The sequence below is a fragment of the Amphritea atlantica genome (assembly GCF_018860855.1).
Classification (GTDB): Bacteria; Pseudomonadota; Gammaproteobacteria; order Pseudomonadales; family Balneatricaceae; genus Amphritea; species Amphritea atlantica_A.
Genome location: NZ_JAHKQE010000016.1, coordinates 49,470 through 62,670, shown reverse-complemented (window position 1 = coordinate 62,670; position 13,201 = coordinate 49,470). Strand labels below are relative to the sequence as shown.

Below are 13,201 nucleotides of genomic sequence, written 5' to 3'. Positions count from 1 at the left end.
ATCGGTATAATCGATTGCTATAGCGCTCTCTTTGTAAGTATCCAGAACTCGTTCAATTGCAGCTTTTGGATCGTCCAGTTTACTGTTGATCTCACCGGGAGATGGGTATTTAGTGATACGGTCATCAACGAGTTGAGACAACGTTTTGCCCTTTTTGCTGATCAGTTCAGCGACGAGTAGCCAAGGCACCATGCCGCTATCGCAGTAGAAGAAATCACGGAAGTAATGGTGAGCACTCATTTCGCCACCGTAGACTGCATCTTCTTCACGCATCCGCTCTTTAATGAAAGCATGTCCTGTTTTGCTTTGAATCGCTTTACCGCCACCGGCGGCAACAATGTCTAGGGTGTTCCACGTTAGGCGAGGGTCGTGGATGATCGCTGCGCCGGGGTTTTTGGCCAAAAAGGCTTCCGCGAGTAAGCCAACAATATAGTAACCCTCAATGAAGCGGCCATTTTCATCAAATAGGAAGCAGCGGTCGAAGTCGCCATCCCAGGCAATACCCATATCCGCTTTGTGTTCCAATACGGCAGCGATGGTATCGGCACGATTCTCTTCAAGAATCGGGTTAGGGATACCGTTGGGGAAAGTGCCGTCGGGTTGGTGGTGGATTTTAATAAATTCGATCGCGACAGAGGCGGCTTTAAACTGCGTTTCTAACGCATCGATCACATGTCCGGCGACACCATTGCCGGCATTTACCACCAATTTCAGTGGTTTTAGGTCCTGTAGGTCGATATAGCCTTCAAGATGTTCGACATAGGCGGCCAGTGTATTCACTTGTTTGTAGCTACCTTGCTTGGCTATATCGGGGGTGCTAAAGTTATTTTCCCGAGTCAGTTGCTCAATATCATTCAGGCCGGTATCACCGCTAATGGGTCGTGAACCTTCACGTACAAGCTTCATTCCGTTGTAATCTTTCGGGTTGTGGCTCGCGGTGACCACGATGCCGCCATCTGTTTTTAGATAGGATGTAGCGAAATAGATCTCTTCAGTTCCACACAGGCCTATATCTAATACATCGACGCCAGAGTCTCTTAGTCCTCGGGTCAGAGCCTGCTTTAGTGACTCGGTGGATAGGCGCATATCACCACCCACGACAACGGTTTTAGGTTTGAGAAATTCCGCATAGGCTCGGCCAATACGATAGGCTAGATCTTCATCTAGCTGAGTGCCAAGCTGACCGCGAATATCATAGGCTTTAAAACAGGCTAGTTTGCTCATTGGCGTTTCTCTTAAGGTTGTAAATGAGAGGAATCTGAAAAAAAGTATTGGCTGATGCGCCAGACAAGCCAAGGGATTAGTATTATGGCAATGCCTGTCAGGTTGGCATACATATCGTAAAGTGAAAAATGTCGATGAGCTAACAGCGTTTGCTGAATAAATTCGGCGCTGCAAGCAAGGATTAATACGCTAACGATAAACACGGGGGTAAATCGACGGGAAACCGCCCAAAGGCCAACAACGGTCATCGCGGCAAACCCCCCTAGGTGGCCAAATTTATCTGACTGATTAAATAGCTGCGGAGGCGGTGTTTGACGAAATAGCCCATACAGGAGTGCTGCAGCACAGAGACAGAAAAATATTTTTCTTAGCATTAGCGACCGACGCCTATATAAGTAAAGCCATACATCTCGAGAGCGGGTTTATCGAAGATGTTGCGACCATCGATAATAAGAGGCTGACGCATTGATTCGAGTATTTTATGGTAATCGGGTGACCAGTACTCAGGCCATTCTGTGATCAGCATTAGGGCATCGGCATCATTAACGGCATCATAGGCATCGTGACAGAAATGGATAAGCGGCTCTGATGGGTAGCGCTTTTGTAAATTGTCTAACGCTTCCGGATCATGCACATTAATCTGTACATCTTGCGCCAACAGTGCGTCGATAGTTTTTAAGCTGGACGCATTCTCAATATTGGCGGTTCCCGGTTTGAATGAGGCCCCCCAAATGGCAACGGTTTTACCCGTTAGGTCACACTGATAGTGTTGCCATAGTTTCTTAAAGAGCAGTTCTTTTTGTATCTCATTTTCTGAAATAACGGTTTTAAGCAGTGAGTTTTGTCCTCGTTTTTCGAAAATATCGGAAAAACGGGCAATATTTTGGTTGAAATTTTCACCACCGAAACCGCAGCCTGGACTTAAATAGTGGCTTCCGACCCTTGGATCTGTTCCCATGCCTTCACGAATAATGTCGATATCGACACCCATTTGGTCGGCAAGATTGGCGAGTTCATTAATATAGCCAATCCTTATGGCCAGCATGCCGGTAATGGCGAGTTTGGTAAACTCTGCCTCTCGGCTGCTCATTAGTAGCAAGTTTTCAATGTGTTGCATAAAGGGGCGAATGACGGAACGGGTCATGGTGATCGCCCAGTTATTATCGCTACCGATAGTGATGCGTTTGGGGTGGCTAAAGCCCTGTAAAGCTTTACCTTCCTGAAGGCTGTTTGGAATATAGACGACAGCTTGGTTATGACTTTTATTAAGGCTACATTGCAACTGGTCGGTTGCGCCTACACCAAAATTACACTGATTAATAATTAACAGGTTTTCAGGTACGCGGGCGGCAAGGTCGCGAATAATTTGTTCCGCTGTTTCAAATTGATTGTGCTCCAGTGCAAGCCAGTGAATCTTGGTTTCACTGTCGGGGGTACGGGTTCGCTGTAGGCGGCCTTGTTCCATCTGCAATTCGATCTGATCCAGTAAACCCGGTTCATCACGCAGTGCCGAAATTTCGTGCAGCGGTTTGGATAGTTGTGCTTCAGGGCCCTCTATATGCACATCGTTACCTGCACGGGCCAGGCTTGCGGCCGCCACCCAGGCTGTAAGGTCAGCGCCATAGACTTTAACTTTCATGATTTAACCTCTCGGCGCTGCTGTTGAACAAAACGAATCAATCCTTCGGTTGAACTATCTGTTTTTGCTGCTGATGGATCGGTAAACTGATCGAGCAATGATGTGGCTACCTGTTTACCGAGTTCTACGCCCCACTGATCAAATGGATTGATCTCCCATATAACCGATTGCACATAGACCTTATGTTCATACATGGCGATCAGAGCGCCAAAACTTTCTGGCGTGAGCTCATCAATTATAAGGGTAGTGCTCGGCTGGTTGCCACGGTAGCGTTTATGTAACGGGGCATTATCGGCATTCTCAAGAACACTGTCACCCAAGGCTAATAAACGTGATTGGGCAAGACAGTTGGCTAGCGCTAATTGATGCTGTGCCTGAAGTTCTTCACCATATTCTTGATAACGCAGTGCTGGAGCGATGAAATCACACATGACTGATTCTGTGCCCTGATGCAGCAACTGGTAAAATGCATGCTGGGCATTCGGGCCTACTTCACCCCACAAAATAGGGCAGGTTGAATAGTTGAATTTGTCGCCGCTGAGGGTAACACTTTTACCATTACTTTCCATTTCCAGCTGCTCAAGATAAGCAGGAAGGTGCTGTAAGCGACCATCGTAAGGCAATATGGCATGGGCGTGGATATTAAGGAAATTAATATTCCAGATCCCCATCATGCCCAGCAAAACAGGTAGGTTTTCCGTCAGTGGCGCGTGACGAAAGTGGCTGTCCATTTCATGGGCGCCGGCTAGCATTTTGCGGAAATTGTTATTGCCGGTGTGCAGAGCGATAGCCATGCCAATGGCGGACCACATGGAGTAGCGGCCCCCGGTCCAATCCCAAAAGTGTAATTGATTTTTTTCTGGGATACCCCATTCCGATGCCTTTGCTGGGCTGGCCGTGATGCCGATGAAGTGGTGTTGGCTGATTAGTTCGACCGGTAAGCCACTGGCGTTAACGAGCCACTCTCTGGCGGTATTCGAGTTTGCCAAGGTATCAATGGTTGAAAACGACTTTGACGAGACAATAAACAGCGTAGAGGCGGGGTCAATTTTATTTAACAATCGAGCCAGTTGGCTGCCATCCATAGAGGAGACAAAATGTACATCAATGTGCCTGATTTCGGCACTGGTAAACATATTTAATGCACGGCAAGCCATTAGAGGGCCTAAGTCTGAGCCGCCCACGCCGATATTGATAACGTTGGTAATAGGGCTGCCATCATAACCGCGCCACTGGCCGTTGTGGATCTGCTCGACGAGCGTCTCCATTCGTTCCAGTGAGCAGTGAATCTCTTTTGAGATATCGATATCACCTAAGAGCAGTGGTGTTTCTTTTGGCTGGCGAAGCGCGGTGTGCAGCGCTGGCCGGTTCTCTGAAGTGTTGACATGTTCGCCGGTGAACAGCGCTTCAATTTTTTCAGGTAAACGTTGTTGTTCTGCTAGTTGGATCAGTTTTTCAAGTGTGCTGGCGGTAATACGTTGCTTGGAAAAATCAGCGAGACAGTGGGCAGCACTGAAGCTGAATTTATCAAAGCGCTGATCATCTTCGGCAAATAGGTCTTTTAGATGTTTATTGCCCAACTCTTCGGCATGTGTGTTCAGGGCTGTCCAAGCTGGCGATTGATCAACGGTCATAGTCTCAGTCCTGTTGTGCGAGAAACTGCTTGAAACCTTCAGCGGTATCGGGGTGCTGAAGGCCGTAAGCAACATTGGCTTTTAGGAAACCAAGCTTGTTACCGCAATCGTAAGTTTTACCGGTCATACGGTAAGCTTCGACAGTTTGTTCTTGTAGTAGCTCGTCTAGTGCATCGGTCAGTTGAATTTCGTCACCCGCCCCAGGCTTGGTGTTCGCTAGCAGATCCATTACCCGTGCAGGCAGAACATAACGACCCACCACGGCTAAGTCAGAAGGTGCTTCATCCGCTTTTGGTTTTTCAACCATGCCTTTGATGGGGGCAGATTCTCCGGCTGCCGGTTTTATGCCGTTACAGTCAGTGATGCCGTAGAGTTGTACTTGGCTTTGGGGAACCGATTCAACCATGATCTGAGCAGCCTGGTGTTGCTCAAATGCGGACACCATTTTTTGCAGGTCATTCTCATCCTGCTGATAATTATTAACCAATACATCGGGAAGTATGACGACGAAGGGTTCGTTATTAACAATCTGAGCGGCACAATGAACGGCATGTCCAAGGCCCTTAGCTTCAGGTTGTCTTACCGAAACGATGGTCACATCTTTTGGAATGATATTGCGTACCGAATTAAGAATAGCGGTTTTGTTTTTGAGCTCTAGTTGTTGTTCTAGCTCATAATTAGAGTCGAAGTGATCTTCGATCGATGACTTGCCGCTGCGAGTGACCAGTATAATCTCTTTAATGCCGGCTTTAACCGCTTCTTCGACAACATGCTGGATAACGGGTTTATCAACTACAGGGAGCATCTCTTTAGGAATGGCTTTACTAGCAGGAAGAACTCGGGTTCCTAAGCCGGCAACAGGAATTACAGCTTTGCGTACGGTTGACATCGTATTGATTTCCTTTGAAACGTTAATATCTGTAGTCATTAGGCACCACACAGTTGCTTTTGGTATCGGTCTCTTTGAATATTGGCGCAGACCAATGAAAGTTTATTATATTGGCTGATGATGACTTTCATGTGTCTCATGTTTCGCCGAATACCGCGTTGAATATTTTCAACAATGAGGTGTTTATCTTGTTTGTTAAGGTTTACCCAGCCGAGTAGCCCTGCTTCAGTTAAAGCAAGATTCACGCCATTTTCCCAAGGCCCGTTTGTTGCTGACTGTCTGAGCATGTTGAGATATTCCTGATCAAACTCTCCCAGTAGGGCTTTCATGAGTGCTACGTTTGCTTGGCTATATGGCCATTGTTTTCTTAGAGAGCTTGAATGCTGGTAGCTTTGTAGTGCATTTTGCAAGGCATTGGTTGCCTGGGAGGAATTTTCAGCGATCAGTGCCTCATAATGGAACAACCTGCCTTGGTAATCATACAGTTCCGGGCTTTGATTCCAGTCAATGGCTAATTGAATAGCGGTTTGAGCGTCAGCCAATTCTGTAGGAGTGGGTGTTCTGTTTTCATTTTGCCATCGCTGTATATCGTACCTTACAGGGTATGTATTGATATCGCTGATACCCCGTTTGGCTGCAGGGAGGCAAAGAGCAATGAGCAGGCAGGTTAAAGCGGGAGCGAATACTCTTTTTAATAACTGGGTTAACATGGCAACCCCGTGATAATTGACGGGTTTTCACGAACAAGTTTATCTGCTTCTGCCTCTCCAATAATGCTTGCTGCTACATCTCGTCCTTTACTGAGAACGGGAGGGCGATGCATGCGATTGTGAGAGTCGGTTGCCAAAATTGTTGTCCAGCCTTGCTCGATAAAGTATTTAGCACACTGTTCAGCTTGTTTACCAAACTCACCTGTTACAGACATGGCAGTGAGTTGAACTAAGCATCCCTCTTCAATGAATGGGGCTAGCTTATCAGGCGACTGCATGATCTCTTTATTGCGTTCGGGGTGGGCTATTAACGGGGTAATATTGCGCGCCTTCAGCCAGCGGATTAGTTTGTCTGTACCCGGTAATATGTGGCTGTGAGGCATCTCAAGTAATAATACATCACAACCATTCCATTGACCGATAAAAGGGATTTGGCCAGACGGGATCATCGTTAATATTTCTGTTGAAATCCGTATCTCGCCTCCCAAACTTATAGTTAAAGGGATCGCTCTATCTTTCAGTGCTTGTTGTAGGTTGCGGAGCACAGGCTCAATCGTAGCAATCTGATTGTCATATCTCCCAGGATGAACATGGGGTGTTGCCACAATATGCTGTATACCGTCTTCTACCGCGATCAACGCAAGCTCTAAAGACTCTTCTAGTGTCGCTGGACCATCGTCGATACCCGGCAGTATGTGATTATGTAGGTCAATCATCAGACAGCACTTTGGGGTTTACTATCCTGAGCTATTTCATCAGCATAGCCGTATGTGTCGTAATAACCATGGTAGTCGTTGCCATAGTACTTCGATGCTTTTTTGATATCGACTTGGTTAAGCACAATGCCAATGACGGGGGCGTTAACCTCTTTAAGGCGTTTTAATCCTGCTTTTATTTGATGGATATTGGTTGAATCTGATTTGACGACATAGATCATAGCGCCAACATGTTGAGCCAGTACTAATGAGTCACTGACGGCCTGTACAGGTGCTGTATCAATGACAATGCGGTCATAATGGGATTCGAGTGCTGCTAGCACTTTAGCGAAGCGCTTCGAGGCTAGTAGGTCTAGCGGGTTAGGCGGAATAATACCGGCGGTCATAACGTCGATATTATTGGCTTCTATTCGATGTATGGACTCTTCGAGTTTAGAGGTGCCCGCAACGAGATTCGATAGGCCGCTTAATTTACCTGACAGGCCAAAGGCTTTGGCTATTGATGGTTTACGCATATCGGCATCGATTAACAGAACCTTTTCCATCTGACCTATTGAGGTGGCGAGGTTGATAGCTAACGAGGTCTTACCCTCTCCTGGAATTGATGAGGTGCAGCAGAGTATTTTATGTGGGTTATCAAGGGCAGATAGCACAACCCCTGTTCTGATGGTTCTGACCGATTCAGCGTAAGGTGATTTTGAGTCGTTAATATAAGCATTATAACTTTGACCTTCTGTACCTTTTTTCTTAGTCAGCAGGGGTAGAAGGCCAAGCATGGTTGAGTGTAATTTATTTTCTACATCATTAGCGGTTTTTATGGTGTTGTTCAGGGCTTCCATTAGAAATGCCAGAACAATCCCGAACATAATGCTAGCAACAAAAGCCAGCGCAATTATTAGTTTTTTCTTAGGTTTTGCGGGTTGCAGCGGTGCTTCGGCTGGGTCACTGATACGTGCATTAGCCGTTTGTAAATCGCCGGTCGCATTGGTTTCGTTGAGTCGATTAAAGAATGTGTCATAGAGTTGACGATTAGATTCAGCTTCTTTTTCTAAGGATTTTAGATTGTGATCCTTATTGTTGATTGCTTGTAGGTTCTGTTTCGCTTTTTCTTGGTCCGCCTTAAGTGAGCGTTCGTTGGTCTGCGCTATGCGATAGTCATTTTCAATACTGCTGACAATTTTTTTGATTTGGTTGTAAAGGGAATTTCTAACGTCAGCTAGCTCTGATTCAACCGCCTGCATCTGCGGGTGTTTGGCGCCATAGCGTTTGGCCAGATCTGCTTTTTTTAATGCGATTTGTAGCTCAGCTAATTTTAAATCACGGATAAGTGGATGATTTAGAATGACAGGTAAGTTCTCGTAGGCTTCTAAATTGTTAGAAGGTACCGCTTTAATTTGCCGATAGAGGCTTTCAGCTTCCAGTCTTGTTCTGCGAGCATCCACCAACCGGCTAGATATCAAAGAAAGTTCATTATTCGCAATTTCGGCCCCGCCGTCACTGCCGACAATCTGTTCTTGGTTACGGTATGCCTGTAGTTTTGCCTCTGATTGATTAACCTGTTCACGTAATCCGCTGAGACGGTCCATTAACCATTCTGATGCTTTATAGGTTAGTTGCATTCTCGCATCAAGGTTGTTTTCTATATAGGCATCACCGACGGCATTAGCCACTTGTGCTGCGAGGACCCTATCGTTCGCTTCAAAGGTGATGTTGACCAATTGAGTTTTACGTACAGGCGATATAGTTAATCTGCTGATAAAATCGTCCGTTAGTTGCTGAAGTTTAGCTTTAGCGGCTTCTTCAGCTGTGACTGTTTTTTGGGGGAGTTCTACGGGAAGGAGTTCACGCCAATGAAAGGAGAATGCTGAAGGCTCTTGGTTAAATTCGGGGTGAGCCGAGAGGTTTAGTTTATCGATAACCCTTTCAGCGAGTTGTCGTGACTTAAGTATTTCAAATTGAGTTAGATAATATTCGTTATTATTGGTATCTAAGCCATAAACTTCTTCAATAGACACTACATTGGCTTGCTTTGCTTCAATCAGCAGAGTTGCTGTCGCGCGATAAACCGGTTTCATTGAAAAAACAACGAGGGTGGTCAGTATGGCTATAATAATTGCGAACCCGAGAATGCCCCATTTATTTCGATTGATCGTCATCCAGTACTGACGTAGATCGATAACTTCGTCTTGTATAGGCTGTGAGAATCTATCCTGTGGCATTGTCGTTTCCATACTTAAAGGTCTCTACTGCGTTGTTGGCAGGGTTTAAAGTAAACTCAAAGAGTCACTAATTTCTACTTATTTGTATATATCGTTGCTAGAAAAAACTTTGATCTATTGTAATAATGTCGCCTGGTGATACCTGCTGGCTTAAATCAACCATGATAGGATCCTCGTCACTACCATCTTTCTGGATAAAGATCTTCGATTTTGAGGCGCGTTCAGTAAACCCCCCAGCAATGGCTACTGCTTTTTGCAAGGTAAGTCCTGGTTGAAATGGATAGCTGCCTGGTTTTTTTACTTCACCATTGATGAAGAATTCTCGGTACTCTAAAACAGTAACATTGACATTCGGATTCAGCAGATATCCATCTGCTAACCCCTCGGCAACTTTGTTGCTCAATTGGCTAGTGGTTAGATCAAGAACTTCAAGCTCTCCTAAAAAAGGGTAAGAGATTGTGCCAGCATCGCTCAGACGTGTTTCAATGCTTAATTCTGGTTCACCGAATACAGTAATTTTGACTCTGTCACCGGACCCTAATTGATAATCTGAAAACTGGGCGTCCTCAGATGCATAAGAGGGAATCGAAGTCGCAAGCAAAATAGTTAATATAACTCTAACAGATAGTTTCAGATAATTTTTTAAATGTAGCATTTGTATTCTCAATAAAACGGATCAGATCAGAGGGACCCTGTAACGGAAACAAAATAGATATTTCGATCATATGGGATATTGGCGACATTGGAATCGGTATTCAGATGTGAATAGCCAACGCCGAGACTAAGCCAGCGGCGCATATCATAGGTTAAATTAATGCTGGCATCAGTAATGTCATCTTCGCGACCACCGTTAGTGCCTTTGTAATCATCATTAGTATAACCAGTACTTAACGCTGTTTTAAGTTGATCGTCCCAGTTGTGAGTCCATGTTAGACGTACCGTTTTTGAATCGATAAAGTCGCCCGCACCGGATGACTCTTTTTCGTATTGGCTTGTACTTAGTTTAAACGCGGAATAAGTTCGAGGCTCCCAGTCAATGGTTACTTCCCAACTGGTGCCTGAAAAGTCATCTCGGGCCGAGGAGTCGAAATCTTTTTCTACCTGGCCTAATTTGATGGTGCCGGTCGTCTTAGCGGATCCTTCCCAAGTTGCACCGACATAATAACGGCGTGTTTCACTATCAAGACTATTGGTAAGATCGTTTTTGTAGTTTAGGTCTTGGTTTCGTACTTCAAATAGTAGTGATGTTTTGGGTTGGACTTGGTAGTAGAAGGTGCCGCTGAAGGTCGTTGTTTCGCTATCTCTGCTTTCTGTAATGGAGCGAAAATTTTGATACTCTTTGTCTGCATATCTGCCAGCAAAAACTAACTTTCCCGCTGCATCTTGAGCGCCGTAGGTATAGGCAAAAGAGACCGAGGCTGTATCATACTCAAGAGGAGCGTCAACATTCGCGCCAATATTGCCTGTTTCGGTAATGCCGGTACCGCGTTCTTCATGATTTTTTGTGTAACTAGTATTTAAGTCCAGCGTATTGCGTGCATCGAACTCAAGGTGGCCGTCTAGGCCTAAATTATGATCAGTATAGTTATCATCAGAGCTGCTTTTATACATGCCATGATCGATTGAATAGGTTACTTTATATGCGTTGAAACCGTCCTCGGCAATAACTTCAAGCCGAGGGTTGATTGAGGTTATCAGGCTATCGACTTCTGACGAATTCGAACTAAAAATATTATCATCATAGCTCGTTTGAACATTAACTGTTGGGATAATACTGACAGGTCCTGCATCAATAGCAGCGGGCTCTATTGTAGCAAAACCTTGCGAAGAAAAAATAAGCGCAGGCATAGAAAAGATGCTTGTTAACGTCCGGTTTTTCATGGTCGGATATCCTTGTTAGTGTCTATACATTTCTCTGTCTTTCCCCTCTGAGCCCTTAATTTGTGAGCAGGCATGTTACACAATCTAAAGGGAGGCAGTTGTCAATAGAAGAGTGCCCATAGTAGCATGGCTTTTTTTTAAGTGGTACTAGCTCCTGTCGCTATTTTTAAGGCATTTATATTTTTTTTCGCAGTGCAGCAATGATGATCTATTCGCTATCGTTTCTTGAATTTATATTAGACTTGTTGAATGTTAATGGTTGAATTCATTGTGGTGTTTTTTTGTTACGGCGTTATGTATATCGCGGTTGATCGTGTCAGAATGTAATGAAAAGAAGTTTGTGGATAACATGCTGGATTAGTAGGAGTTTTTATGGGTCATAACAAGAAAGAAGTACCTTTTCAGTCACTGCAGATCGCAGTGCTGACGGTGTCGGATACGCGAACGCCGGAGAATGATACATCCGGCGATGCGTTAGTCGAGGGTTTGAGTGCCGCAGGGCATCAACTTGCTCAACGCGCGATTTGTAAAGATGATGTGTATCAGTTGCGGGCGGTGGTGTCTCAGTGGATCGCTGATGAGCAGGTCCAAGCGGTGCTGGTGACTGGCGGTACAGGCTTTACTCTGCGGGATACAACCCCTGAGGCATTGAAGCCGCTGTTTGATAAAGCGATTGAGGGTTATGGTGAGTTGTTTCGACAGCTTTCATATGAAGAGATCGGCACTTCAACGATTCAGTCCCGTGCCTTTGCCGGTGTTGCTAATCGTACAGTTATTTTCTGTATGCCTGGTTCAACGGGAGCTTGCAAAACCGCGTGGAACGGTATTATTCGTGAGCAGTTGGATGCGCGCCATCGTCCCTGTAACTTTGTTGAGATGGTGATGACTGATAGGTCTGTTGATACCGCTTGTGGGCCGCGAGAATGAGCTGCGATCTGCCAAAGCCATCATTGATGCCGGTTGCTGAGGCGCTGAGTGCGTTGCTGGCTCAAGCAAAGCCCGCGGTAAACATGGAACGCTTAGCTATCAGTGATGTGCTAGGGCGCGTGTTGGCTGAGGATCAGCTTTCAGCGGTTGATGTACCGCCGCAGGATAACAGTGCGATGGATGGTTATGCCTTTAATAGTGCCGATCTTGCTGGCTTGGAGGGCGTTAAACCGTTAAAGGTTTCGCAACGTATTCCTGCAGGTACTGCACCTAAACCACTGGAGGTCGGAACAGCAGCCCGCATTTTTACCGGTTCTGAAATTCCCCAAGGTGCCGATACGGTTGTGATGCAGGAAAATACCGTGGTTACGGATGTTGATGGACAGCCCAGGGTTGAGATTGTTGAGGTGCCGCCCGCAGGGAATAATATTCGCCAGCGAGGGCAGGATATTCGGACGGGTCAGGTCGTGATGCCCAAAGGGACTCGATTGACGGCTTCGCATATCGGCGTACTGGCTTCGGTGGGTATCGCTGAGGTTAATGTTTATAAGCCGTTGAAAGTGGCGGTGTTAGCCACGGGTGATGAGTTGGTGATGCCGGGAAATTCCTTGCAGCCGGGTCAGATCTATAATTCTAACCTATTTACCCTGCGTGGTTTATTACAAGGGCTGGGTTGCGAGGTGATCGTCTCTGCGGTTGTTGCCGATACTCTCGAAGGCACAAAAGCGGCGTTGAAACAGGCAGCAGAGCAGGCCGACTGTATTATCACCAGTGGTGGTGTCTCTGTGGGTGAAGAAGATCATGTTAAAGCCGCTGTTGAATCGCAAGGGGAGTTAAAGCTGTGGAAGCTGGCGCTTAAACCCGGTAAGCCGATGGCTTTTGGTTATGTCAATGGAAAGCCTCTGCTTGGGCTGCCAGGTAACCCTTCTGCGGTTTTGGTAACCTTTTCTATACTCGCGCGACCGTTTTTATTGCGGTCGATGGGCGCCGTTTCGGTCTTGCCGTTGAGCTTTATGGTTGAAGCCGGTTTTAGTCGTAACCGGGCGATCGGTCGGCAGGAGTATTTGCGGGTTGAGCTTAAAGAGGGTCGAGCGGTGCTAGGGCATAGCCAAAGCTCTGGCGTGCTGAGTTCTGCTGTTTCCGCCGTCGGTTATTTAGTGGTGCCGGCGAAAACCGTGGTTGCTGAGGGTGATCGGCTAGAATTTATTCCGTTCAGTGAAGTGGGTCTTTAGTCACTAAAACGGTCCTCATTTTAACGGGTGTGGATAATATGGTTGCCGTGGATAAAGTTGTTGTGGATAAAGCAGTGGCGCAATCACCGCCTCAATCATTCGGCGGTAAGTTGTTTTTTTTGTATTAGCA

The 13,201-nt window shown here is 46.1% G+C and carries 12 protein-coding genes; 2 read left to right on the top strand and 10 right to left on the bottom strand.

Features of this window, described 5'->3' with window-relative positions:
- From KO512_RS07180 to KO512_RS07135, 10 genes are all read right to left on the bottom strand, one after another.
- On the bottom strand, window positions 1-1,224 hold a 1,224-nt coding region (locus KO512_RS07180; RefSeq protein WP_215951647.1), incomplete at its 3' end, for a phosphomannomutase CpsG.
- Between the two features lie 11 nt (window positions 1,225-1,235).
- The gene (locus KO512_RS07175; protein ID WP_215951646.1) at window positions 1,236-1,598 is read right to left on the bottom strand and encodes a hypothetical protein; all 363 of its coding nucleotides are present in this window, start codon (window positions 1,596-1,598) and stop codon (window positions 1,236-1,238) included.
- Entirely contained in the window at window positions 1,598-2,863 is a 1,266-nt protein-coding gene (locus KO512_RS07170; RefSeq protein WP_215951645.1) for a nucleotide sugar dehydrogenase, read from the bottom strand. Before KO512_RS07170 ends, KO512_RS07175 begins: the two co-directional genes overlap by 1 nt.
- On the bottom strand, window positions 2,860-4,497 hold the full coding sequence (gene pgi / locus KO512_RS07165; RefSeq protein ID WP_215951644.1) for a glucose-6-phosphate isomerase: 1,638 nt from the start codon (window positions 4,495-4,497) through the stop codon (window positions 2,860-2,862). The genes KO512_RS07170 and pgi overlap by 4 nt, the downstream gene beginning before the upstream one ends.
- Before the next feature lie 4 nt (window positions 4,498-4,501).
- A complete protein-coding gene (gene galU / locus KO512_RS07160) occupies window positions 4,502-5,386 on the bottom strand; it encodes a UTP--glucose-1-phosphate uridylyltransferase GalU (RefSeq protein WP_215951643.1) in 885 nt (294 codons plus the stop codon).
- A 38-nt stretch (window positions 5,387-5,424) separates the two neighbouring features.
- Window positions 5,425-6,096 (bottom strand): hypothetical protein, encoded by a 672-nt coding sequence (locus tag KO512_RS07155; RefSeq protein WP_215951642.1) that lies wholly within the window; start codon window positions 6,094-6,096, stop codon window positions 5,425-5,427.
- The gene (locus KO512_RS07150; protein WP_215951641.1) at window positions 6,090-6,812 is read right to left on the bottom strand and encodes a tyrosine-protein phosphatase; all 723 of its coding nucleotides are present in this window, start codon (window positions 6,810-6,812) and stop codon (window positions 6,090-6,092) included. Before KO512_RS07150 ends, KO512_RS07155 begins: the two co-directional genes overlap by 7 nt.
- Window positions 6,812-9,031, bottom strand: a complete 2,220-nt coding sequence (locus KO512_RS07145) for a GumC family protein (RefSeq protein ID WP_252734891.1) — start codon at window positions 9,029-9,031, stop codon at window positions 6,812-6,814. The genes KO512_RS07150 and KO512_RS07145 overlap by 1 nt, the downstream gene beginning before the upstream one ends.
- 97 nt (window positions 9,032-9,128) lie before the next feature.
- Window positions 9,129-9,686, bottom strand: a complete 558-nt coding sequence (locus tag KO512_RS07140; protein WP_215951639.1) for a polysaccharide biosynthesis/export family protein — start codon at window positions 9,684-9,686, stop codon at window positions 9,129-9,131.
- Between the two features lie 26 nt (window positions 9,687-9,712).
- On the bottom strand, window positions 9,713-10,912 hold the full coding sequence (locus KO512_RS07135) for an outer membrane beta-barrel protein (RefSeq protein ID WP_215951638.1): 1,200 nt from the start codon (window positions 10,910-10,912) through the stop codon (window positions 9,713-9,715).
- 372 nt (window positions 10,913-11,284) lie between these two features.
- Between KO512_RS07135 and moaB the strand changes: the two genes are divergently transcribed.
- Complete coding sequence (gene moaB / locus KO512_RS07130; protein WP_215951637.1) at window positions 11,285-11,839, top strand: molybdenum cofactor biosynthesis protein B; 555 nt, start codon at window positions 11,285-11,287, stop codon at window positions 11,837-11,839.
- Complete coding sequence (locus KO512_RS07125) at window positions 11,836-13,071, top strand: molybdopterin molybdotransferase MoeA (RefSeq protein WP_215951636.1); 1,236 nt, start codon at window positions 11,836-11,838, stop codon at window positions 13,069-13,071. The genes moaB and KO512_RS07125 overlap by 4 nt, the downstream gene beginning before the upstream one ends.
- The last annotated feature ends 130 nt before the right edge of the window (window positions 13,072-13,201 follow it).

Bases quoted from the DNA above. Each gene is read 5' to 3' on its own strand.
- moaB (WP_215951637.1), top strand. From the start codon at position 11,285: ATGGGTCATAACAAGAAAGAAGTACCTTTTCAGTCACTGCAGATCGCA.
- KO512_RS07125 (WP_215951636.1), top strand. From the start codon at position 11,836: ATGAGCTGCGATCTGCCAAAGCCATCATTGATGCCGGTTGCTGAGGCG.
- KO512_RS07155 (WP_215951642.1), bottom strand. From the start codon at position 6,096: ATGTTAACCCAGTTATTAAAAAGAGTATTCGCTCCCGCTTTAACCTGC.
- KO512_RS07150 (WP_215951641.1), bottom strand. From the start codon at position 6,812: ATGATTGACCTACATAATCACATACTGCCGGGTATCGACGATGGTCCA.
- galU (WP_215951643.1), bottom strand. From the start codon at position 5,386: ATGTCAACCGTACGCAAAGCTGTAATTCCTGTTGCCGGCTTAGGAACC.
- KO512_RS07145 (WP_252734891.1), bottom strand. From the start codon at position 9,031: ATGCCACAGGATAGATTCTCACAGCCTATACAAGACGAAGTTATCGAT.
- KO512_RS07140 (WP_215951639.1), bottom strand. From the start codon at position 9,686: ATGCTACATTTAAAAAATTATCTGAAACTATCTGTTAGAGTTATATTA.
- KO512_RS07135 (WP_215951638.1), bottom strand. From the start codon at position 10,912: ATGAAAAACCGGACGTTAACAAGCATCTTTTCTATGCCTGCGCTTATT.
- KO512_RS07175 (WP_215951646.1), bottom strand. From the start codon at position 1,598: ATGCTAAGAAAAATATTTTTCTGTCTCTGTGCTGCAGCACTCCTGTAT.
- pgi (WP_215951644.1), bottom strand. From the start codon at position 4,497: ATGACCGTTGATCAATCGCCAGCTTGGACAGCCCTGAACACACATGCC.
- KO512_RS07170 (WP_215951645.1), bottom strand. From the start codon at position 2,863: ATGAAAGTTAAAGTCTATGGCGCTGACCTTACAGCCTGGGTGGCGGCC.